Annotated in this window: 20 protein-coding genes; 4 read left to right on the top strand and 16 right to left on the bottom strand. The window is 41.8% G+C overall.

Annotated elements, in window-relative coordinates:
* Positions 1–32: 32 nt before the first annotated feature.
* Positions 33–1,364 carry a hypothetical protein gene (locus QN079_RS07225; protein ID WP_213356459.1) on the bottom strand — a complete coding sequence of 444 codons (1,332 nt, stop codon included), beginning with the start codon at positions 1,362–1,364 and terminating at the stop codon, positions 33–35.
* A gap of 128 nt (positions 1,365–1,492) precedes the next feature.
* Here QN079_RS07225 and QN079_RS07220 point away from each other — a divergent pair, with 128 nt between their 5' ends.
* Positions 1,493–1,669, top strand: coding sequence for an SPJ_0845 family protein (locus QN079_RS07220; protein ID WP_171805159.1), 177 nt, complete (start codon positions 1,493–1,495; stop codon positions 1,667–1,669).
* Positions 1,670–1,760: 91 nt separating this feature from the next.
* Here the strand turns inward: QN079_RS07220 and QN079_RS16680 are convergent, their stop codons facing one another.
* From QN079_RS16680 to QN079_RS07175, 10 genes are all read right to left on the bottom strand, one after another.
* Positions 1,761–2,636, bottom strand: a complete 876-nt coding sequence (locus QN079_RS16680; protein WP_234976689.1) for an IS3 family transposase — start codon at positions 2,634–2,636, stop codon at positions 1,761–1,763.
* Positions 2,606–3,172, bottom strand: a complete 567-nt coding sequence (locus tag QN079_RS16675; RefSeq protein ID WP_096742251.1) for a helix-turn-helix domain-containing protein — start codon at positions 3,170–3,172, stop codon at positions 2,606–2,608. Before QN079_RS16675 ends, QN079_RS16680 begins: the two co-directional genes overlap by 31 nt.
* 155 nt (positions 3,173–3,327) lie before the next feature.
* On the bottom strand, positions 3,328–4,209 hold the full coding sequence (locus QN079_RS07210; RefSeq protein WP_289230599.1) for a helix-turn-helix transcriptional regulator: 882 nt from the start codon (positions 4,207–4,209) through the stop codon (positions 3,328–3,330).
* A 171-nt stretch (positions 4,210–4,380) separates the two neighbouring features.
* Positions 4,381–4,965: a ribosome biogenesis GTP-binding protein YihA/YsxC gene (gene yihA / locus QN079_RS07205; RefSeq protein WP_005225967.1), complete on the bottom strand. Its 585-nt coding sequence runs from the start codon at positions 4,963–4,965 to the stop codon at positions 4,381–4,383.
* A gap of 69 nt (positions 4,966–5,034) precedes the next feature.
* On the bottom strand, positions 5,035–6,279 hold the full coding sequence (gene clpX / locus QN079_RS07200) for an ATP-dependent Clp protease ATP-binding subunit ClpX (RefSeq protein ID WP_010748174.1): 1,245 nt from the start codon (positions 6,277–6,279) through the stop codon (positions 5,035–5,037).
* Positions 6,280–6,505: 226 nt separating this feature from the next.
* Positions 6,506–7,789 (bottom strand): trigger factor, encoded by a 1,284-nt coding sequence (tig, locus tag QN079_RS07195; protein ID WP_289230598.1) that lies wholly within the window; start codon positions 7,787–7,789, stop codon positions 6,506–6,508.
* Positions 7,790–7,908: 119 nt separating this feature from the next.
* Positions 7,909–8,856, bottom strand: coding sequence for a tetratricopeptide repeat protein (locus tag QN079_RS07190; protein WP_015509612.1), 948 nt, complete (start codon positions 8,854–8,856; stop codon positions 7,909–7,911).
* Positions 8,857–8,893: 37 nt separating this feature from the next.
* Positions 8,894–9,724 (bottom strand): RDD family protein, encoded by an 831-nt coding sequence (locus QN079_RS07185; protein ID WP_289230597.1) that lies wholly within the window; start codon positions 9,722–9,724, stop codon positions 8,894–8,896.
* A 2-nt stretch (positions 9,725–9,726) separates the two neighbouring features.
* Complete coding sequence (sppA, locus tag QN079_RS07180) at positions 9,727–10,758, bottom strand: signal peptide peptidase SppA (RefSeq protein ID WP_289230596.1); 1,032 nt, start codon at positions 10,756–10,758, stop codon at positions 9,727–9,729.
* A gap of 31 nt (positions 10,759–10,789) precedes the next feature.
* Positions 10,790–11,080: a hypothetical protein gene (locus tag QN079_RS07175; RefSeq protein WP_005225961.1), complete on the bottom strand. Its 291-nt coding sequence runs from the start codon at positions 11,078–11,080 to the stop codon at positions 10,790–10,792.
* Between the two features lie 445 nt (positions 11,081–11,525).
* On the opposite strand from QN079_RS07175, the gene glmS reads away from it, so the two are divergent.
* Both glmS and QN079_RS07165 read left to right on the top strand, forming a co-directional pair.
* On the top strand, positions 11,526–13,337 hold the full coding sequence (gene glmS / locus QN079_RS07170) for a glutamine--fructose-6-phosphate transaminase (isomerizing) (protein WP_159160578.1): 1,812 nt from the start codon (positions 11,526–11,528) through the stop codon (positions 13,335–13,337).
* Positions 13,338–13,744: 407 nt separating this feature from the next.
* The gene (locus tag QN079_RS07165) at positions 13,745–15,040 is read left to right on the top strand and encodes an ISL3-like element ISEfa11 family transposase (RefSeq protein WP_289229717.1); all 1,296 of its coding nucleotides are present in this window, start codon (positions 13,745–13,747) and stop codon (positions 15,038–15,040) included.
* Between the two features lie 111 nt (positions 15,041–15,151).
* Here QN079_RS07165 and glmM read toward each other — a convergent pair whose 3' ends face one another.
* The 4 genes from glmM to nifJ form a co-directional block, all read right to left on the bottom strand.
* Positions 15,152–16,507, bottom strand: a complete 1,356-nt coding sequence (glmM, locus tag QN079_RS07160) for a phosphoglucosamine mutase (protein WP_005225959.1) — start codon at positions 16,505–16,507, stop codon at positions 15,152–15,154.
* A 39-nt stretch (positions 16,508–16,546) separates the two neighbouring features.
* Complete coding sequence (locus tag QN079_RS07155; protein WP_289230595.1) at positions 16,547–17,638, bottom strand: CdaR family protein; 1,092 nt, start codon at positions 17,636–17,638, stop codon at positions 16,547–16,549.
* Positions 17,635–18,516: a diadenylate cyclase CdaA gene (gene cdaA, locus QN079_RS07150; protein WP_005235688.1), complete on the bottom strand. Its 882-nt coding sequence runs from the start codon at positions 18,514–18,516 to the stop codon at positions 17,635–17,637. Before cdaA ends, QN079_RS07155 begins: the two co-directional genes overlap by 4 nt.
* 268 nt (positions 18,517–18,784) lie before the next feature.
* Positions 18,785–22,468: a pyruvate:ferredoxin (flavodoxin) oxidoreductase gene (gene nifJ / locus QN079_RS07145; RefSeq protein ID WP_289230594.1), complete on the bottom strand. Its 3,684-nt coding sequence runs from the start codon at positions 22,466–22,468 to the stop codon at positions 18,785–18,787.
* A 227-nt stretch (positions 22,469–22,695) separates the two neighbouring features.
* Between nifJ and QN079_RS07140 the strand changes: the two genes are divergently transcribed.
* Positions 22,696–23,211: a DsbA family protein gene (locus tag QN079_RS07140; RefSeq protein ID WP_289230593.1), complete on the top strand. Its 516-nt coding sequence runs from the start codon at positions 22,696–22,698 to the stop codon at positions 23,209–23,211.
* Positions 23,212–23,297: 86 nt separating this feature from the next.
* Here QN079_RS07140 and whiA read toward each other — a convergent pair whose 3' ends face one another.
* Positions 23,298–24,233, bottom strand: a complete 936-nt coding sequence (gene whiA / locus QN079_RS07135) for a DNA-binding protein WhiA (RefSeq protein ID WP_005225954.1) — start codon at positions 24,231–24,233, stop codon at positions 23,298–23,300.
* Positions 24,234–24,246 lie beyond the last annotated feature (13 nt).

Here is a 24,246-nt window from a genome sequence, read left to right as displayed (position 1 = left end):
CCACAAGATCCTCGTGATCTTGCGGGTCTTTTTCATTCTTGATTGGTAAAAAGCTGCTGCTCGACTAGCTTTTGGGTGTTCATAAAATACACTCGAAGTTTTTTCCCATCCTTCTTTAGATTGACCCATGTATATTTGCGCGTGCGGTGCAGATAGCCAAAATGAACATCAGGCATGGCCGCTTTCAAAGCATCTAGCGGTAAGTGCTTCAAAGCAGTCTCAGGCAAATAAAATTGCAGGCAAGCAGTATAGTCTTTAAAACGATCCTCTGAATATTCAATCTCAAGATGGCTACGAATATAGAATGAATAAGCCTCTACACCATCGTCTATCGTTAGTTCTGGCTTTAATACGATATAATCCATCATGCGCAACCGCTCTTGATCCACCCAAGGAAAATACGCTTGGGCATTCAGATACCCTTTCACTCGCCGCTCTTGATACTCTTCGTTCACGAGGTCGAAGCTTCTGGTGACAAAATGTGTCGCGCTGCGTTTTGTTGTTGGCTGCAGTCGATCGTTTTGGTATTGAATGGTTTGGATCAAGTGATCGCCAAAGGCATATTCAATATATGGTTCTCTCAAAATACCGACCCCGTTATCCCAAGTCAATTGATCGATTCCAGTTTGATCGCGAAACAATCGCTGGTAGGATAGATTCAATTCGTGATCCCACTGGAAAGGATCTCGATACAATTCCACCATCACAACCCCTTGGTCTCTTACCTGCACTTGCTCCACCTGCTGCGCATCAGTAATGATCACCTGAGGAATGATATGCGCGTAGAATGCCGAAAAGTACATGCGCCAGCAAGAAGTCAGTGTATAGCCATTGTAAAAGACGTCGTAACCAGAAAACTGATTGCAGTCGATGACGATTTCTTGTTCAAAATTTTTCCGCTTCGGTAACGCGTTGATTTCAGCAATCGATTGAAAATTTTGCCTTTTCTCGATTCCCTCGACGTTATGCATCAAGTACTCATCATATGAACGCAAATAGCCGAACAAGCCATCTCTTTGCATCGTTTCATCGAAGTAACTTAAAATCACGGGTTTTTGCGTGGAAAATACGTCTTTCGTAAACAGGTGCCGTTGCAAAACAGCCTCTTGAATGATATGGATACTGGACTCATTTTGGCCGTCCGTCACAATCAATTCCGTATTGATTTCTTCAGGGGCGCTATGCAGCAGTTGACTGACCTCATCCAAATCATAAGGTTTCTTTGCTTGCTGATTGTAGTAGTATTCCGTCGGCTGATAGCTAAGACGAACCAAAGCGAACCAATTTTCAATCAACAAACGCAACTGTGCTGCTTCCATTTGGGTTGATTGTAGAAAGCCATAGATTTTTTCAGTTTTGATCATCGCTATCCCTCTTTTCTATCCCCTTTCTTTAATTATAGTAAAGGGGGAAACGATTGAACACTATTTCGCTTTTTTTGATGAAATCTACCACCGTTCGTGGTAAACTTAAGGCGCTTGGAGGTGAACCTATGGGCTTAAAATTCCAACGAGAAGACTCGCTAGATAAAATGTTTGATGATTTTGCCTTTCTTCCCGATAACGACAAAGACAAGAAAAAGCAGGAAAACGATATTGAGCGTTTCTTGAAAAACGAATCTGATGAAGAGAAAAAAACACATCCTAAAGATAGTAAGAAAGCAGATTAATAAAAAAGGCAAAGGACTGTAGTGACCCCAAAAAGTTAGACTTTTATGGAGTGGAGAAATCCACTCCTTTTTTGTACGATAAAATTAACTGTTAGACAGCTGTTTTTACAGCTTCTCGAAACTGAACCGGACTTCGCCAATTTAATTTCTTTTTGATGCGTTTATGGTTGTAATAATAGATATATTGGTCAATTTTTGTTTTCAATTCATCTAAACTCCGATAGACTTCTCCATGAAAAATCTCTTGCTTTAATAAACCAAAGAAGTTTTCCATAGGTGAGTTATCTAAACAATTCCCTTTACGAGACATACTCTGGAAGATTTTATGCTGCTTCAATTTATTCTTATAAGCATTCATTTGATAGGCCCATCCTTGATCTGAATGGAAGGTTCTACGAAATGGACAATCATTTGTCATCTGGATTGCTTCTTCTAATCCTTCCATTATGGCTAGTGCGTTTGGTTTTTCAGAAATCCGATAAGATAGAATTTCACTATTGTAGAAATCCATGAAAGGATCTAAATACAGCTTTTTCTGACGAACGACACCTGTGGTGTCTACTTCATAATACTTAAACTCTGTGGTATCAGTTGTAATTTTTTGGTGACAGATATTTGTATAAAACCGACGATGAATACGATTTTTGGCGACAGTGCCAACCTTCCCACGATAAGAATTGTACCGTCGAGATTTTCGAGTGTAAGACTTTACTTCGATACCTAGTTTTTTTATCAGACGTTGAATCTTCTTTTTATTGACATGAATCCCTTGATTCTCTAATTCTTTTTTTAGTCGCAGACAGCCATAGTCTTTATGCTCCTTGCGAATTTCAATCATTTTTTCTTCAATTTCTTGGTCTGGGTTTGGTCTGTCAAACCGTTTCTGCCAATACATATAGGTTGCTTTAGGAAATTTCAATGTTTCAAGAAGCTCAACTAGTTTGAATGATCCTCGGAGGCTGGCGATGATTCGTGCGATTGATTCTTGCGTCTTTGCTGGGCTTCCTGTTTTCGCAGCTTCCTCAACTCTTTTAAAAAGGCATTCTCAATTTGAAGGGATCGGACTTGCTTTTCTAATGCCTTGATACGATCGCGTTCTTCAGTTGTTGTATTTTCTTTTTTGTTCTCTTTTTTTCTAGCCAAAGTAAGTGATCGCCCTTTCTCTTTTGAGATCCCCTCAATACCTGCTTCTCTGAAATTACGCATCCAATTGGCAATAAGCGCAGGGTTGTTCATTTCTAAAGTGCTGGCAACTTCTCGATAGGACATCTCACTTGTTTGATATAACTCTATCGCATTTAACTTAAATTGAACAGAATATTTCTGATTTTGATGCTTTCTCAATAGACCTTCCTCTCCGTATTCACGATAGGCATTCACCCAATCACTTACTTGAGACTTGCTTGAAATACCGTATTTATTGGCAAGATGCCGATATCCACCCACACCACTAAGATATTCTTTAACGATTTTTAGTTTTAATTCAAAAGGATATTTTGCCATACAAATAGCGACCCCCAAAAGTTAGATTTTTGGTCTAACTTTTGGGGGTCGCTTCAGACGCGTCAGTCCCTTGCCTTTTTTTACTTGCCAAAATAGAAAATGAGCCACTGAAGCTACATAAGTTCAACGATCAGAATCATCATCTAGAGGTTTTCTTATAGCTCTTCATACAACATGCTTTGACGTAATCGCACCAAACCAATGGTCAACAAGCAAAGAATAAAAAAGATGGTTGTTAAGATCGTCACCACGAAGATCACCACAAAAATCGGTGAGCTTGTAAAACGAATCATTGGTTCAAAGATAGTGGTTTTGATCAAGTCAGGGATCTCTGAAACTAAAAGTTGTTGAATCGCTTGGTTAAAATCTTCCGTTGATGAATTTGCGGGCAAAACAGCCATAAAACTCCCTACACCATAATTTGCGACCCCAATCCAAGCAATTGCGACATTTGCTAGAGCGAGCCAGCCAACGCCAAGATTACCGACAACGATCGAACCGATCGCAAGATTGCCTATCCCAACTAATAAGCCAAAGCAGAGATTCCCTATTGCAATGACACCGATACTGACTGTCCCAATTCCCAACATTCCGAAGGACAATAAGCCAATCGATAAAAAGCCTAAACTGACAACCCCCAAAGCAATAATCCCTTTGGCTTTGACACCAAGGCTAAACCAGCCGCTGGCAGTTGGTAGCTCTTTCATCAGCACAAAAAACGCTCGAACACTCGTCACTTGATTCAGTAATAAGAATAAATTGGGAATCAAAATGTGCATTAACGGAAGCCGCAGAACCGTCCGTTCACTTTTGTATTCATAATAGTAGGTTTCTTTCTTTTCTTTTAATAGGTCTTCCACTGGTGTGCCTAATAAATCGGCTAGACGGACCAATGTCTCGATGTCTGGCAACCCATTTCCTCGTTCCCATTTTGAAATGGCCTTATCAGAAACAAATAACCTCGCAGCTAATTCCTTCTGTGTTAAATTATGTCTTGATCGATACTCTTTTAATTTTTTACTTAATGATTCATGCATTCGACCACACCTCCTTGTTACAAGTTTAACAAATAACAAGGAGATTTTCGCTAAAATGGAGCAAATTCAGCACTCTACGCTGCGTAGAATAGCTTAAATCAGCTGATTTCCACTGTAAAATGAGAAAAACCGAAGCAAAGGACTTTCTTGCTTCGGTTTCCTAAATGATAATTATTTTATTGCTGCTTCAATCGCTTTCCACGCTTCTTCTTTTCCTTGTTTGGTAATGGAAGAAAAGAGGATAAACGTATCTGCTGGATCAAAGGATAATGCTTTTTTGATCATGCTTTCATGCTTGTTCCATTTCCCACGAGGGATTTTGTCTGCTTTGGTGGCGACCACGATCACTGGAATCTCGTAGTATTTCAAAAACTCATACATTTGAATATCTTCTTGTGAGGGGGCATGACGCAAATCAACAAGAGATACGACTGCACGCAGCTGCTCTCTTTGTTCAAGATATGTCTCAATCATTTTCCCCCATTTCGCTCGCTCTGTTTTCGATACTTTTGCATAGCCGTAGCCGGGGACATCGACAAAATGCAGCGTATTTTCAATCAAATAAAAGTTCAGCGTTTGCGTCTTCCCAGGTTTTGATGAGGTACGGGCTAAATTTTTACGATTGATCAATGTATTGATGAAGGATGACTTTCCGACATTTGAGCGGCCTGCTAAGGCAATCTCCGGTAAAGGTGTAGCTGGATATTGTGCTGGAGAAACGGCACTGATGACGATTTCAGCATCATGTACTTTCATCGAATCGCTCCTTTCTATTTTTTCAAAAAGAAAGCCGGATAGCAATGAAACTATCCGACTTGGTCTCGATTAGACTGCTTTTTTGGTCTCTTCATTGTAAATGATTTTTGGTTCACCAAGTCCTTTTGCCGCTTCTTCCGTGATGGTGACTTTTTGGATCGACTCATCAGAAGGGACATTGAACATGACATCCATCATGATATTCTCGATGATCGAACGCAACCCACGAGCACCGGTATTTCGCTCAATGGCTTGCGCAGCAATGGCACGCAAAGCCTCTGGCTCAAATTCCAGCTCGGTGTCATCTAATGCCATTAACTTTTGGTATTGTTTGACCAGCGCATTTTTTGGCTCAGTCAAAATATGCACTAAATCATCTACTGTTAATTTCTCTAGGGCAGCCATCACTGGCAAGCGGCCAATAAATTCAGGAATCAAACCGAATTTAAGCAAGTCTTCAGGAATGATTTGCTGCATCACACTTTCGCCTTCTTCAAGACGCTTATTGTTCGTGCCAAAACCAATTGTTTTTTCACCTAAACGGTTTTTAACGATGGTTTCGATTCCGTCAAACGCCCCGCCAACGATAAAGAGAATATTGGTGGTATCAATTTGGATCATCTCTTGATGTGGATGTTTCCGTCCACCTTGTGGCGGTACACTAGCAGTCGTTCCTTCTAGGATCTTCAGCAATGCTTGCTGCACGCCTTCACCGGATACGTCACGAGTAATCGATACATTTTCACTCTTACGGGCGATTTTATCGATCTCATCAATATAGATGATTCCTTTTTCTGCCATTTCTACGTTATAATCAGCAGCTTGTAACAGTTTCAAAAGAATGTTTTCCACATCTTCACCGACATAGCCGGCTTCTGTCAAACTGGTTGCATCAGCGATTGCAAAAGGCACGTTTAGTGAACGTGCTAACGTTTGTGCTAAAAATGTTTTCCCAGAACCTGTTGGTCCGATCAAGCAAATATTGCTTTTTTGTAATTCTACATCTTCTGCTGTCGTTTCTACATTGACCCGTTTATAGTGATTGTAAACCGCTACAGCCAATGTCCGTTTCGCACGATCTTGTCCAATCACATATTCATTGAGAACATTCAGTAGTTCTTGCGGTTTCGGCACTTCGGTAAATTCACGAATTGCTTCTTCGTAAAACTCTTCATCAATGATTTCTTTACACAAATCGATGCATTCATTACAGATATAGACCCCAGGACCTGCAACGATCTTTTTCACCTCTTCTTGCGTTTTGCCACAAAAAGAACAACGAACAGCTTCATTACCGTTTGTATTATCGTACATACTGTTCACCCCTTGAAAATTTTCCAACCTATTTAAAGGAGTGGAATTTTGTTTACTAACTTTGCAGTCTTAAACAATCATATCATAACTTTTTTGAAAGAAAAAGTTCTTTTTACGTTGCCTAACGTTTTCTTATCATTTGTTAGTAATTGTTAAACTATCCCCTCTTACTCCCAAGAAAAAACGGCAAACACCGCTAGATGTTCGCCGTTTTTAAGCATTTTGCTTACGCTTCTTTTGCAGTACCTGTGACAAGTTCAACTGCTTTCTTCATCGTGATATCATGTTTCAACATGTCTTCTGTTAAGACGCGTTTGATTTGATCCACTGGCATGTTGTAAGCTTCAGAAAGTTCTTTGATTTCGTTTTCGATATCTTCTTCTGTTGCTTCCAAACCTTCTGCTTTAGCGATTGCTTCAATAACAAGGTTTGTTTTCACGCGGGTTTCTGCTTCACCTTCAAATTGTGTGTGCAGATCTGCTTCAGTTGAACCAGTTAATTGATAATACATTTCTGGTGAGATTCCTTGACGTTGCATGTTGTTCAAGAATTCATCCATTGAACGGTGTACTTCATCATGAACCATTGAATGTGGTAATTCAACGATTTCTGCGTTTTCAACTGCTTGACGGATCGCTGCTTCATCTTTTGCATCTTCAGCTGCTTTTTCTTTTGTTTCAGTCAATTCAGCACGGTATTTTTCTTTTAATTCAGCTAATGATTCAACGCTGTCATCAACGTCTTTTGCGAATTCATCATCTAATTCAGGAAGTTTTTTTGCTTTTACTTCGTGAACAGTTACTTTGAAGACTGCTTCTTTACCAGCTAAATCTTCTGCTTGATAATCTTCTGGGAAAGTAACGGTAACGTCTTTGCTATCACCAGCTTTTGTTCCTACTAATTGTTCTTCAAAACCAGGGATGAATGAGTTTGAGCCAAGTTCAAGTGAGTAGTTTTCACCTTTGCCGCCTTCAAATGTTTCTTCCCCTAAGAAGCCTTCAAAGTCGATAACGACTGTGTCGCCATTTTCAGCTGCTTCGTCTTCTTTGATAACTAATTCAGCTTGTGCTTCTTGTTCACGTTTGATGCGTGCATCCACGTCTTCTTCTGTTACTTCACGGTCTTGTTTTTCAACTGTTAATTCTTTGTAATCACCAAGTTTTACTTCAGGTTTTACAGTAACTTCTGCTTTGATAACCCAATCTTGGCCTTTTTCCATGCTGTCAACGTCGATTTTTGGTTGCGCAACAGGATCGATCCCTGCTTCTTTTACAGCAGCTTCATAAGCTTCTGGAAGAACAGCGTTCAATGCATCTTCATACAACGCTTCTTCGCCGTACATACGGTTAAATACTTGGCGTGAAACTTTCCCTTTACGGAAGCCAGGTACGTTAAGATTGCCTTTCACTTTATTGAATGCAGTCGTCAAGCCTTTTTGGATTTCTGCTTGAGCGATCGTAAATGTCAAAACACCATCATTGGTGCCTGTTTTTTCCCAATTTGCAGTCATTTATTTCCCTCCGAATATTAATTGATTTACATATGAAATAGCTTCATGCATACCTTTAAATAGTACACTAACGTTGTTTAATTGTAAACATTTTACCATGAAAGTTGCGAATTTTTCTTTCAGCGAATGCTCAATCGTAGGATATTGCGTAGGTGTCGTTTGCGTTCTTCTATTTCATTCACTGCTTTTGGCTGTTCTTTTTCTTCAAATAACCCACGATAATCTTCAATGTAGCTTGCCACCCATGCTTTTGCCTCCTCTTTTGCAGGTAAAAATGGGTAGCTGATGGCTAAATGATCATTGATCTCTGCTGAGACGCTTTCTGCTAAAATCGGATCTTCTTGGGCGATCGTTTCGTCAATCTCTTTCTGGATCGCTTTAACAGCGGCATCTTCTTGCAAAAGTTTTAACTCTTTCGGAACGATTTGCTGCATATTCCCAAGGTAATCGATCAGTTCAAAAGGTTCGTCCACTTCAAGACGCACGAGCTCATCCACTAATTTGGGCAGTAAATATGGATTTTTGATGGAAGCTAACGTTTCATGCATCAGCGTGACAAACTGTGGTTTGGTAATGGCTTGGGTAAAAACGTGCCATTCTGTTGCACTCACCGGTTGATTGGCTTCATCTAATGCACGTAAATGCTTGCGTTTCCCATGAAAATCTTCCAGTCCTAAAATTTGCTGCACTTCTTCTACCTTTGCTAATTCACTTGCTAACTGTTCCTGATAGCGGCTTGCAATTTTTGTTTTTTTACCTAATGTAAGCCAGCGCCGAGCTTTTAAATACTGACCATCCAAGATCAGCAGATGACCAATTTGTAAATACCCGTCGGTTTCTTTTAGATAGTCATCCAAATAGTCTTCCGCCAGATCTAACGCTTTGGCAAAATCATTCAACTGCTGCAGACATTCAACCAGCCATTGATTGATCTCAAAACTGGCATTTTTTTGATAGAGTTCATTGTACAGGCGAAAAGCTTGCAAAAACTCCTTTGACTGGTAGGCTTTTTCTGCCGCCAGCCGAAGCCGTTCATTTGGTCCTGGGAAATCAATCGTCTCACCCATTCTCGATCCCTCCTTTACTACTTGCTTGATCTGCTAGTTAGTTTTGTGCGCCACTCATTACGTGATTGGCATCCACCTGTTTATTGAAAGCTTTGATCAGATTAATGGTCACCACACTGGTTTCTGCGAAATAATCCGCAGCCTGCTGCTTATTTTTATTAAAGACGATTGGTAAGTAACCGAGATAAAAGAAAAGATTGAATTGTAATACGTAGCGTCCGCAAAGCTCGCGAATCAACACAGTTTGCCAGCTGAGTTCTTCCTCTACAAAAGAAACCACTCGAATGCCAAAAAGCATTTTCCCAATCGTTTGACCATGATTTAGCTTTGTCATTAGAACAAAATAGCCTAGATAGATTGCTAAGGCACAGATGTTGTAAAGGCCAAACCGCTGATTGGTTGCCGTTAAATTCGCTAGATTGTAGATACTACCGATCGTTATTTGGGTAATCGCTCGGATCACCAACACATCAACGAGATAAGCAAAGAAACGAATCCAAAACCCAGCAAAAAAGTAGCTAGGAAAATCATTGAAGAACCGTTTGTCTTCTGCCTGTTTTTCAGGTTCCTCATACCGTTGCCAGGCTTGTTGTTTTTCCTCGATCTCGCTTTGGGTATACTCTTCTTCCCTAAAAGACGTCAAGACTTGTTGGTAAAAATCATCGGGATGATTTACTTGTGTGTTCCTCATCGCTTTGTTGGCAGTTACTGGTTCGGTTGTTTCTGAAACCTGCGCTTCAGTTTGCACATCCGTATGACCGGTTGACGGTGTCGAGGTTTCCCGCTGTTCCCTTTGATCGATTGACGAACTTGTGTGATTGTCATCCGTTGACGATGTGCCAGCGGAATACTTGTTTTTCTCTGTCATAGTCATTCACCTCCATAGTAATATAGAGGTTTTGGAGCATCGCTGGTTCCAAGGCTTTCCATCAATTGGATCACTCGCTCTGTGTTTGATTCTTTTAATCCTTGTAGTTCGGCTAAACTTGAACCTAACCAAGTAGAAGCAAATCCAGTAGATGAAACATCATAGCTGAAAATCTCGGCATCTTCCAAGCCTAGATCTGCTTTCATTGCTGCTAATGTATCTTCAGGAAAACCGATTTCATCCACTAAACCAACGGACACTGCTTGCTGCCCATCATAGATGCGGCCATCAGCGATCTTTCTAACGGCTTCTTCTGTCATGCCGCGTCCTTCTGCTACGATTTTTACGAACCGACCATAGGCATTGTCGACGTAGGTCTGCAAGACTTCTTTGTCGGCTTCTGTGGGTTTTCTCGTTGCTGAACCTACATCTTTTAGTGCGCCGCTTTTATACGTATTGTCTTCGATCCCTAGCTTTTCGAATAAGCCAGCATAGTTTAACCCTGACATGATCACCCCGATTGAACCAGTAATGGTTTCATCCGTTGAAAAAATTTTATCAGCACCTGCCGAGATATAATAACCGCCACTGGCTGCCATGTTTTTCATACTGACATACATCGGAATCCCTAACTCTTTGATTTTTGCTAACTCACGAGCGATCTCCGCACTTTCATAGACGCCGCCTCCAGGGGTATTGACTTCCATCAAGATGCCCCCAATAGTTGGATCTTCTTGGATCATCCGTAGTTCTTCTAAAAATCGCTGATGATCATAAGACTCTGTTGTGAATAAGCCGCCACTGGAGCTGCTGGCGATGGTTCCTTCTAAAGATAAGCGAACAATACGATTGTCTTGATCTCCGGCAACTAACGTTGTCTCTTCGATCGCATTACTTCCGTAGAACAAAGCATTTAACCCTTGCAGCGTCTGAGTTTCCTCTTGCTCTGGACGATTTGTGATTACTGAAAAAACCCCCGAGCAGATAAATAACCCTGCTGCGATCGCCGCTGCGATCCATCTTCTTTTATTCATTTTCCCACCTAACTTTTCACCTTTCCCATTTTTAGTATAGATTTTTGATGACGATCACTGCTTCTTCGTCTCCAACCGCATCAAATTTCTCACTTTTTTCAGCTAAGACGTAGCCGCCAAAAAATTCCTTTGTTAGTTCATCCTGGACTTCGAATGTTTGCGCGGTTTCCACGGTGACTGATCCAGGCAAAATTTCTTGCAAGCTGTCCCAGCCCGTATCCAACATGACCTTTGTTTCATCTGTGACATTAGGATCTTTTTCTATCGCAGCTACCATTTTCTTTAGCTCTGAAAAAGTCATACAATTTACAAATTCTGGCATTTCATTCCCTCACTTTCTTACTTTTTTATTGTAGCGAACTTAAAAAAAAAAGCATAGCTTTATGAGGAAATTTCTTGGGAATCTTAATCGACAAAGCTATGTCAGCTGTTTTAATTTCCTTTAAACAGGTTCAAATCAACCTTACCAATAACTATACCAATTATTTTTATATAACTTTGAGTTGACAGAATCAGGAATAAATATTATGATATTGCTTGTATTTCTATAAAATACCTCACAAGGAGGATAGATAGACCAATAAGGATAGCGCCTGATCTGGAAACAGATGACGAGGAAAGAGTTTATCGAAACATTCGGCGGATGACTCTAGGGACTGCACTCTACAGGCAAGAACAAATCTCATCGTAAGGTGATGACAAAGACTTGCTACGCAGATAGAAATACATAATGCCAAACTAAATTTTTTGAAAGTAGGATTATCATTATGTGTGGAATTGTAGGAATCGTAGGAAAATCAAATGCAGAACGAATTATTTTGAACGGATTGGAACGCTTAGAGTATCGCGGCTATGACTCAGCAGGTCTTTATGTCGCTGATCGGACTTCGGATCACTTAATTAAAGCCCAAGGAAGAATCAAAAACTTGGAAGAAAAAGTGACTTCTGAAGTAACAGGAACGATCGGTATCGGACATACCCGTTGGGCGACCCACGGCAAGCCATCAGAAATGAACGCTCATCCTCATACTTCAGCAAACCAAGCACTCGTGTTGGTTCATAACGGTGTGATCGAAAACTTTGAAGAGCTTCATCAAGAATATTTAAGCAACCACCAATTTGAAGGTCAAACAGATACGGAAATCGTTGTTCATTTGATTGAAGCATTGAAGGAGCAAGACAACAGCACGACCAAAGCAGCCTTTAAAAAAGCTTTGTCCTTGATTCGCGGCTCTTATGCCTTTGCCTTAGTAGAAAAAAATGATCCAGAAACCATTTATGTTGCCAAAAACAAAAGTCCTTTATTGATCGGTTTGGGAGATGGGTTCAATGTCATCTGCAGCGATGCCTTAGCAATGCTCGATCAAACGACTCATTTTGTTGAGATCGAAGATGGCGAAATGGTGACCGTAACAGCCGATGCGATCGAAATCGAAGATCCAAAAGGAAACCTTGTGTACCGTGAATCTTATGAAGCACAACTAGATCTGACTGACATCGAAAAAGGAACGTACCCTTACTACATGTTAAAAGAAATCGATGATCAACCAACTGTGATGCGCCGCTTGATCCAAGAATATCAAGGAGAATCTGGTGAAGTAGTGATTGATCCAGCGTTAAAAAGCGAACTTTTAGCTAGCGATCGGATCTACATCATTGCTTGTGGTACCAGCAATCATGCTGGCTGGGCAGCAAAAGCCATTTTAGAAAAACTAACACAGATTCCTGTTGAGGTTCATTTATCTAGTGAGTTTGGCTACAACATGCCATTGTTGTCAGCAAACCCCTTCTTCTTGTTCTTATCACAAAGTGGTGAAACGGCAGATAGCCGTCAAGTATTAGTGACGATCAACCAGTTAGGTCTTCCTAGTCTGACGATTACCAACGTTGCTGGTTCTACTCTTTCTCGAGAAGCGAACCATACCTTATTGCTTCATGCTGGTCCAGAAATCGCTGTTGCCTCTACAAAGGCGTATACTGCACAGATCGCAGTGATGACGTTATTAGCAAAAGCCATTGGTGATGAAAAAGCTGTTCCTGAAGCATTGGACTTTGATGTTTTCCATGAACTAAGCATCGTTGCTTCTGCAATGGAGGCTTTAGTGGATGAAAAAGCTGTTATCAGTCAATTTGCTGAGGATTTCCTTTCCGAAACCCGTAATGCGTTTTACATTGGACGTGGAAATGATTACTATGTATCGATGGAAGCGGCATTGAAATTAAAAGAAATTTCTTATATCCAAGCGGAAGGCTTTGCGGCTGGTGAATTAAAACACGGCACCATCGCGTTGATCGAAGAAGGTACACCAGTGATCGGTGTGATCACGGAAGAAGTGACCGGCTCTCATACGCGAGGCAATTTGAAAGAAGTCGAATCTCGTGGGGCTCATACCCTTGTGATCGTTAGCCAAGAATTAGCAAAAGCGACTGATCAAATCATTTTACCAAACGTTCACCCATTGGTAACAAGCTTAGTTGCAGTCGTTCCAACACAGCTGCTGGCTTACTTTGCCACTTTACAGCGCGGATTCGACGTTGATAAACCAAGAAACTTAGCAAAATCCGTTACCGTTGAATAAGTTTTTTAAAAGATTGAAACCGAATTGGTTATCTTCTGTATAATAAAAAGAACTCCTCGTTCGATGACTCGATCGTTCATAGGGGTTCTTTTTTTCTTATTTTCTGCACAACAAATCCGAAATGACTTTTAAAAGCAACTATCCTTCGCAAGGCTTGCCCACTGCGTATCCCCTGTCAAGCATTGTCGACAAATTCGTTGACAAGTTTCTCTAGTTCGCAAGTTGGCTTCTTGCTGGTAAGTAGACAAAAGAAGACGACCAAAGGATGTCTGGCTCTATAATTTATGGGACTGATGAATCAGAATTGATTCTTCAGCCCCATTTTCATTTTAGGTATTAAAAAACATATCGTTCTCTAGTATGATTAAATCACCACAAAATAAACAACTGAGAGGACGATATGCTATATGAATGATTCTATCAAAAAAATGCTGAGAATAATAGAGAAAGATTTGATGATTACAGAGGTCTCTTACGAGACCCTTCAGAAGAAAAAGACGTTGGTCGTCGATGCTGTTCTCTCGCCTACTCCTCGTGCTTGTAGAAGTTGTGGTTCTACTGTGGTAGATGGAAACGGGAAAGCAATTATAGTGAAAAATGGGAAGAAGGAAACGATTGTCCGTTTTGAACAATACAATCATATGCCTTTGGTTATGCGCCTAAAAAAGCAGCGCTATACCTGTAAAAACTGCCGAACCCATTGGACGGCTCAAAGTTATTTTGTCCAACCCAGACATTCAATCGCAAATCATGTTAGATATAAAATTGCTTCTTTACTGACTGAAAAAGTATCTTTATCTTTTATTGCGAAAAGCTGTCAGGTATCTTTGACCACCGTTATTCGTACATTGAAAGAGTTTAAAAGCTATTTACCAAAGCAATCTAAGAAGATTCTCCCCAGAGTATTGATGGTTGATGAATTTCGTTCGCATGCTTCTATAGAAGATAAAATGAGCTTTATTTGTGCAGATGGCGAAACAGGAAAATTAATAGATGTTTTGCCTACGCGTAAATTACCTCGATTAACAAGCTATTTCTTAGGTTGTACCAATCCAGAAGAAGTAGAATTCTTGGTGACAGACATGAACGCCGCCTACTTCCAGCTCACCAAACGTGTTCTGCCAAATGCGAAAGTCGTGATTGATCGGTTTCATATTGTCAAACACATGAATCAAGCGTTCAATGAGTTGCGTATCCGTGAAATGAATGAACTTCGTAAAGCCGGACAGAAAAGCCAGGCAGAAAAACTGAAAAAGAACTGGCGCTTTTTGCTAAAAAATCGTGCAAACATCAACCATTATGAATACAAAACATGGAAAAATTTCCGAGCACCAAAATACCCATTTCTTACTGAAGCAATGATGATTGATCGATTGCTTGAGTTTTCTCCGCCCCTAAAGGAGGCGTATCCCTTTTTTCATGAATTAGTTGAAGCCTTTCGAGACAAAGACCCTGACTTATTTTTCTCCTTATTGGCAGAACTTCCCGAAACGTTAGATGACAGCTTTCGGGAAAAGCTTCAAAACCTTCTGACCTATGAAGAAGGCATCACCAACGCAATGATCTATCCTTATTCCAATGGAAAAATAGAAGCGAAGAATACCCACATAAAGACAATGAAACGAGTATCCTACGGATTTAAATCATTTGAGAACATGAGAATTAGAATCTTTTTGATCAATCAATTAATCAATGTAAGATAACAAAAAATCTGAGCCAGAATGTGGTTCATTCTGACCCAGATTTGATTTTGCACAACTCATCAGTCCTTATTGACAAAGAGCCGGATGTCTTTGATCGTCTTACTTCTTTATTTATTCCGCACCGATTTCTTCTCGAACGACCGCTGCGATTTTTTCAACATAGTAATCGACTTTTTCAATGGTCGGCGCTTCTGCCATCACCCGAAGCAATGGTTCTGTTCCTGAAGGGCGAACCAAGATACGGCCTTCGCCGTTCATTTCTGCTTCTGTCTCTTCCACGATTTTACGGATAGCTGGAACATCCATCGCGCCATTTTTATCTGTCACTCGAATGTTGACAAGTTTTTGTGGATAGATCGTTACCTCTCCTGCTAATTCCGACAGTTTCTTGCCCGTTTGTTTCATGATATTCAATAGTTGAATTCCTGATAGCAAACCGTCACCTGTCGTATTGAAATCCAAGAAAATCATGTGACCTGATTGCTCGCCACCAAAATTATAATCGTTTTTACGCATTTCTTCGACGACATAACGGTCACCGACTTGTGTGATGACATCTTTCAGTCCAATTGCTTCCACTGCTTTATGGAACCCTAAATTGCTCATGACTGTTGTCACGATCGTTCCTTGGTTCAAGCGCTTTTGCTCCGCTAAATATTTCGCACAGATATACATGATTTTATCGCCATCAACGATGTTTCCTAGTTCATCTACTGCGATGACCCGATCACCATCTCCATCAAACGCAAGACCAGCATCCGCCCCTTTTTCAACGACAAATTCAGCTAACGCTTCAGGGTGAGTCGATCCCACACCATCATTAATGTTCAACCCGTCTGGAGACGTCCCCATTGTGAAGAATTCTGTTTCTAGATCAGCAAACAAACGATTGACACTTGTTGCTGTTGCGCCATTTGCTGCATCAACACACACCGTGATCCCTTCCAAATCATCAGGAATCGTTTGACGTAGAAATTGAGAGTATTTCAACAACCCTTCTGGAAACTCATCCACCGTTCCTAAGCCATCGGCAGAAGGACGTGGAAGCGTGTCTTCCGGTGCATCAAGTAATGCTTCAATTTCAGCTTCTTGTTCATCGACTAATTTAAAGCCATCATTCCCGAAAAACTTTATGCCATTGTCTTGTGCAGGATTGTGAGAGGCAGAGATCATTACACCTGCACTCGCTTTTTGCACTTTCGTCAAGTACGCAACACCCGGTGTAGAAATAACACCCAATTGGAATACCTCGATTCCGACAGATAATAGTCCAGCGATCAATGCATTTTCTAGCATCTGTCCAGAAATCCGTGTGTCCCGTCCCACCAAAACACGGGGACGGCGGTCACCAGTTTCATGCTGACTTAATACATAGCCGCCGTAACGACCTAATTTAAATGCTAATTCAGGTGTCAACTCCTTGTTTGCTTCTCCTCTAACACCATCAGTACCAAAATATTTTCCCATTTTAATAACCTCTCTTATTCATTCTCTACAGTCAAACGACTAAGAACTGCTTGTCGTCGTGCTGCTTGCGGAATTCTCTGTTTGTTCTTGCGTCGTGTCGACTGTCGAAGAATTGGCTTGAGAATTCGCACTGTTCGTTGCTTCATCGCCATCATTGTTTGATTGATTCTCAGTAGTTGTTTCTGCAACCGGAGTGATTTGGATCGTCACTACTGTTGGATTGATCGTTGTTCCCTCTGGTATTGGAATCGTTACTGTCCGTTCGGTCGTGGTTGTGATCTCACTAACATCCACTGGGACACCGATCTGCTGGGTCTCATCCAAAATACTTTGTGGTCCTGTTAGCACCGCACTGATACTACTCATCCGGTAGATGTAATGAGAGATCCCATCTGGTGTTGTCCCCTGTTGAGTGACAAACAATTCAATTTCTTTGCTTGGTGCTTCCATCATCAATGCCACATCGACCGAATCTGGCTCAGGAATGATCGCTAAAGGATTGTTTTCACTATCCCAAGCCTCGATCGTTCCATCCACCGTGATCGAATCGCCAGTAATATCATCTGGATTCACGATCGCTACCACTCGGTCGATTTCTGCCAGTGTCTTGTCGCCAGTAGTGATCTCTACTTCTTGCGGTTCAACACTCATTGAATCAACGCCGTAACCACTCGTTGCTCCATCAGTCGAGATGACTGGCTCAACGGTAAACGTTTGGGTGACTTTTTTCTCGATCGTCACAGTGACGGTTTTGGGTTCGATTTCGGCTGTCACACTTGAGCTAAGATTTTTCACTTCTAAAGGGACCTCATGGGTTCCTTCATCAAGTCCAGTCAAATCAGCCACTACTCGAAAGCTCCGCGTTTCCTCGCTACGTTCAGCATTCAATTGCACCCGATTTCGACTAGACAAAGTCACGTCTACTGTTGTTTCAAACCCTTGGATAAAGTATTCATCTGTGTCATAGGTGGTCTGAATCGGTACATTATCGATCTCTTCCTCATAAGGATTTGAAGTTCCTGCAAGGTTGACTTGCAGGCTTGATCCGCTGGCGATGAAAAACAGAACCAGACTAAAGAACAGCGCTAGTATACCATAAAATACGTTTTGACGACGTTCTTTCTTGATCATTTTCTTCCTCCTTTGTTGACCCCTTCAAAGAAAGATTGCAGCAAGTTGCGTTTACCAGGCTTTTCTTCTGGCACTAATTCGCGATTCAACACGTCGAGATACTCTTGTCGCGAAAGCTCAGTAAGCATCCGATTATTCAGGGTAATACTGACGTCTCCCGTCTCCTCTGAGACGATAATGGTCAACGCATCACTAACTTCTGAAATCCCGACAGCCGCTCGATGGCGCGTCCCAAATTCTTTGGGAATCAACGGACTTTCTGACAGTGGTAAGTAGGCACTAGCAACAGCGATCTTATCATCTCTTAAGATGACTGCACCATCGTGTAGCGGTGTATTGGGAATAAAAATATTGATCAGTAATTCGCCCGTCACGTCCGCATCTAAAGGAATCCCCGTTTCAATATATTCTTCTAACCCCGTCGTCCGTTCGATCGTGATCAATGCACCGATTTTTCGTTTTGCCATATATTGAACAGCTTTGTCCAACGCTTGGACCAACACTTCATCCCGTCGTTTTTCATTCTTAGAAGTCTTGAAGAAAGAGCTACGGCCAAGATGCTCCAGCCCTCGTCGAATTTCTGGTTGGAAAATAACAATCGCGGCGATCACCCCATATGTGATGACTTGATCCATCAACCAAGATAGCGTCTTTAATCCTACGATACCTGCCAAAAACCTTAGAACAATGAATAGGCCGACGCCTTTAAACAACTGGATCGCTTTTGTTCCTCGCACAAGCTGGATCAGCTTATAAACCAAATACCAAACAACGATCACATCTAAAACATTTACTAAAAATGACCAAGAAAATATATCAAATGAGAGCAATTCTCTCCAATAATCTAAATTAAAAAAATCCCTGAAATTTATCAACATAAACAGCCTTCCTTTATTCTTAAGACTTCAGATAATAGTATAACATAGGACCTCTTCAAAGATTTGAAAAAAAACAAATTTATGAAAAAGTTTTGAAAAAATAAACAGCTCTTTTACTTAGTTTACCATTATCCTGAAATCATTGTTTGTCAAAGGTCTTAGAAGATTTCATCTAAAAGAGCTTCTTGCACTCATTTCTTAGGAAAAACAACAAATGACCCTAAAAAACGGGTCAAACCGTTTTTCAGGGTCATCCCTCAGCGAGCGATTACTCTTGCTGACGGCGCTTTGCGCGCGCTGCACGCCGTGCTGCTCTTTCAGCGAGCTGCTCTTCGCTTAACGGCTGTTTTTCTCTTCGTACACGCTCCGTTTTTACTGCCGTTGGTTGTTCTGCATCAGTACTTACCTTTTTTTCAAGCTTTGCTCGTATTTTTTCTTCTTGACCTGCTAAGCGGGCATAGTTGTAGAAACGAGTTTTCGCATGTGAAACGGTTTTTTCAAACAACGCTTGCGCCGCATTCGGATTGGCAGACTGCAAGGATGCAAATCGAACTTGTGTCTGCATAAAGGCAGGCATTTGATCAAATGCTGGCTTTTTGAAATCGAGTGTCATTGGCTGTTTCCCTTTTTCTGCCAACAGCGGGTTATAGCGGTAGAGGCTCCAATACCCCGATGCAACTGCTTCTTGTGCTTCTTTCAAGGATTGACGCATTCCGCCTGCAAGACCGTGGGTGATACATGGCGTATAGGCAATGATGATTGACGGTCCTGGGAACCGCTCGGCTTCTTCAAAGGCTTTTATCGTTTGCATTTGATTGGCACCAGATGCGATTTGTGCGACATAGACATGTCCATAGGTCATCGCCATCATTCCTAAATCTTTTTTGGAAACAAACTTGCCACTTGCAGCGAATTTAGCAATGGCCGAAGTCGGTGTCGCTTTAGAGACTTGCCCCCCTGTATTAGAATAGACTTCATTATCTAACACGAGAATATTGACGTCTGCACCAGAAGCGAGAACATGATCGATACCGCCAAACCCAATATCATATGCCCAGCCGTCACCGCCTATCATCCATTGGCTTGGCTTAACAAACAAATCTTTCTCCTGCAAGATTTTGTTCAGCTGAGGTGTTGTGGCAGCTTCAGCTTCTAAGGCGGCGATCAATTTTGCTGCTCGCTGCTGCGTCCCAGCACTTTCTTCTCGATGAAGGTCCCAATCATCAATCAAAGCCTGCAATTCTTCTGATACATTGGCTTTCAACGACTGCAGCTGGGCTGCTAATTTCTCCCGTCGGGTTTGGTTGGCTAAGAACATGCCATAGCCATATTCGGCATTGTCTTCAAACAACGAGTTTGACCAAGCTGGCCCTTGTCCTAAGTGATTGGTTGTATAAGGGGATACTGGTGAGGTTCCACCCCAAATCGAAGAGCAGCCGGTCGCATTGGCGATCATCATGCGATCACCAAACATTTGGGTCAATAGTTTCACATAGGGGGTTTCCCCACAGCCCGCACAAGCACCAGAGAACTCCAACAAAGGTTTATTGAATTGAGAGCCCAAAACAGTTCCTGGTTTTGCTGGATTTTCTTTTTGACGTAAAGTCATCGCAAAAGCCCAATTTAAAGCTTGTTCTTTTTGTTCTTCGTAAGGACGCATCGTCAAAGCTTTCCCTTTGGCGGGACATGCTTCCACACAAAGGCCGCAACCTGTACAATCTTCAACGGAAACTTGAATTCGATATTTTTGCCCATTCGCGCCTCGCATCTCTCTGACGATAAAGCCTTCAGGTGCTTCGGTTAATTCATCTTCATCTGCCAAAAACGGACGGATCGCCGCATGAGGACAGACAAAGGCACACTCATTGCACATGGTACAGCGATCTGATAGCCACTCGGGCACTTCAACAGCGATGCCCCGCTTCTCAACCGCTGTTGTCCCGACAGGGATCACCCCTTCAGTCATTTGATTTCGTACGAGGGTTCCCACGCTTAGTTGGTTGCCTTCTTGACGGTTGATGGGTTCCACGATTTCCCGCACAAATTGTGTTGTAGCAGTGGATGTCCTCTTCGGCACTTCGATCGTTGCCCACTTGCTTGGAACAGGGATTTCTTGTAATAATTCGATGGTGCGATCGATGGCTGCTTGGTTCTTTTCAACGATCGCCATCGATTTGTGCCGATAACTTTTCAGCGCCTCTTCTTTTAAAATCGGCAAGATTTCCTCGGTCGGAATGATGTTTGCCAAGTAAAAGAAGGCTGTTTCCATCGCAGTATTGATCCGCCCACCTAAGCCGACTTCCATTGCCAACTGCATGGCATTGATGGTATAAAAGCGGATCTCGTTTTCAGCAAGATAACGTTTCATTTTCTTCGGTAGATTTTTTAAGATTTGCTCTTGTGACCAGGTCGTATTTAATAAAAAGGTTCCGCCTTTTTTGAGTCCTTTCAGCAAATCATACGTATGCAAATACGCAGACGTATGACACGCAACGAAATCCGCGTGTTCGATCAAATAGGTAGAACGAATGGGGGTATCCCCAAATCGCAGATGAGAAACCGTTAGACCACCAGATTTTTTCGAATCATAATGGAAATAGCCTTGTACATATTTTTCGGTATGGTCACCGATGATTTTGATTGCTGACTTATTTGCCCCGACGGTCCCGTCAGAGCCGAATCCCCAGAATTTCGCTTGGAAGGTGGATGGATCAGTTAGATCTAGCGTGCCCTTTGATGGCAACGACAATTGCGTCACATCATCCGTGATCCCAATGGTGAAGCGTTTCTTTTGGCTCGCTTTTGGCTTGAGCAATTCGTCATAAACGGCAACGATTTGATCAGGCGTCACATCTTTTGACCCAAGACCATAGCGTCCACCAATGATCGTCGGCCGAATCGCTGAATCATACATGGCACTTTGCACATCCAAAAGCAAAGACTCGCCATTGGCACCAGGTTCTTTGCTGCGATCCAATACAGCGATACTTTTAACGGTAGCAGGCAGTTTTTCTAAGAAGACTTCTAGTGGGAATGGTCGATACAAATGGATCGACAAGACCCCCACCTTGCGGCCTGAAGCGCATAAATGATCCACCGTTTGCTGGATCGTTTGCGTCGAGGACCCCATCGAAACGATGACTTCTTCGGCGTCCGAAGCACCATAATAATCCACTAAGTCATAGTTGGTTCCTCTTAAAGCATTGATTTTTTTCATGTAAAAACGAACGATCTCAGGCAATGTTTGATAATGCTGATTGATCGTTTCCCGCTGTTGAAAATGGATATCAGGATTTTGATTCGTTCCACTCGTCGTCGGGTGATTCGGGTTCATAGCTTTTTGTCGAAAGGCAGTCAATTTTTCATGATTGACCAACTGTGCCAATTCCTCATAATCTAAGACCTCTATTTTTTGAATCTCATGACTGGTTCGAAACCCATCAAAAAAATTTAAAAATGGGATATTGGCTTCGATAGCTGCTAAATGAGCGACTGGCGCTAAATCCATTACTTCTTGGACACTGCTTTCCGCTAACATAGCAAAGCCTGTTTGTCGGGTGGCCATTACATCGGTATGATCTCCAAAAATATTCAAAGCATTGGTGGTCACTGCTCGGCTGGCGACATGAAAGACGCCTGGCAGCATTTCCCCGGCAATCTTGTACATATTTGGTACCATTAATAAAAGTCCCTGGGATGCCGTATAGGTCGTCGTTAAGGCGCCCGTTTTTAATGAGCCGTGAACCACACCGGCCGCCCCTGCTTCAGATTGCATTTCAACCACTTTCACCGGCTGCCCAAAAAGATTATGCTTTCCTTGAGCAGACCACTGATCCACTAATTCAGCCATGGTTGAACTAGGGGTTATCGGATAGATCGCCGCAAGTTCCGTAAAGGCATAGGAAATATAGGCTGCTGCCGTATTGCCATCCATTGTTTTTCTTTTTCTCATCTATATAACTTCCTTTAATCATCATTTTGCACAATAAAACACAATTCATTATAGCTGAAAATCAAGGAATATAAAAGCACAGTCAGGGGAATTTTCTTAATTTCGTGAAACGAAATACATAGTATTTCGCTCATTTCCCTCCTCTTTTCACAGACTTAAATTAAAAGACCTGAGGCTTTTCTTTCAGTAGAAACTTCGGTAAACTAAAAGAAAAAGGAGGAATCTTAATGGATATTTCAATCATCAAAGCACAGGAAACAAATGCGGTAACAGGGATACATATCGGAGACCCTTCCGCTAAACCGATCGTCGAATTTATGAATTTACGCTGTCCTTATTGTCGGCAATGGTTTGAGGAATCGTTACCGATCTTAAGTGAAGCTGTCGCAGCTGGGAAACTACGCCGTGTCATCAAATTATTCGACAAAGAAAAAGAATCATTGCAACGAGGCAATGTGATGCACCGCTTTGTTTCCAGTACAGATCCTCAGGCAACGATCGCTGAGATCACAAAAATTTATCAAACACAAGACGAATGGGGGCATTTATCTTTACCTGAAGTGGCAGAATATGCGAAAAATACCTTAGGGCTATCTGAACAAAACCATCCTGCGATCGCAGGAGAAATTGTGGAAGAAGCGAAAAACGCCAACATTCAATTTGTGCCAACGATTATCTTAGATGGGCACATTTTTGATGAATCGGTCTCTGCTGAGGAATTAACTGCATTGATCAATGAATAACCACTAACAAAAAACAGGAGCCGATTTGACGCGAACTTCCACGTCAAATCGGCTCCTGTTTTTTGATTCATTTTTATTCCATTCGACTAGCTGACTTGTTCCCGAAGATGATCGGCAAATTCGTTGATTTTTCGAATGCGATGATTAATTCCTGATTTCGAGATCGCTCCTGATGGAATCATTTCTCCTAGCTCTTTCAAGCTGACCTCGGGATGTTCCAAACGTAATTCGGCGATTTCTTGCAGCTTTTCAGGTAAAGCTTGCAAGCCAACTCGATCTTGAATAAATTCGATATTGTCGATCTGCTTCGAAGCAGCGTCGATCGTTTTGTTCATATTGGCGGTTTCGCAATTCACCAAACGGTTGACTGAGTTACGCATATCACGCACGATCCGCACGTCCTCGAATTTCAGCATGGAATTGGTGGCACCGATCAGTGTCAAAAAATCAGCGATTTTCTCAGCGCCTTTCAAGTAAGAGATATACCCATTTCTGCGTTCTAATGCACGGGCATTCAATCCATATGCGTTTAGCATATCGCAAATATCTTGGTTATGCTCCTCGTAGATGGAATAGATCTCTAAATGATAGCGGCTGGTTTCTGGATTGTTGATGGACCCAGATGCCATGAAAGCGCCTCGTAAATAGGAACGCATTTTTTGAGTATTGCCCATGATCTCATCAGAAACATGGCTTTGAAACATCAGCCCGTCCATGATATCTAAGTCCAAAAGCACGCGCTGTGTATCTTGCTTCAAACGAACGATGTAAACGTTGTTTTTTTTTAATTTCATTTTACGACGGACCAGCAATTCGCTGCGCACGTCGTAATGATCTTTTAGTAACGAATAGATGCGTCTGGCAATCGCCGCGTTTTCTGTTTGAACGTTTAAAACAAATTGTTGGTTATTGATACTTAATGACCCATTCATCCGAATCAAAGCGGCCAATTCTGCCTTGGCATGTTCGCGATGAACTTCTAATGCGGTCAATTCTTTTTTTACTTCTGCTGCAAAGGACATAAAAAAATCCCTC

Origin of the sequence: Enterococcus sp. FZMF (assembly GCF_030263915.1) — a bacterium.
Taxonomy (GTDB): Bacteria; Bacillota; Bacilli; order Lactobacillales; family Enterococcaceae; genus Enterococcus_D; species Enterococcus_D casseliflavus.
This window is presented reverse-complemented; position numbering and strand designations above follow the sequence as displayed.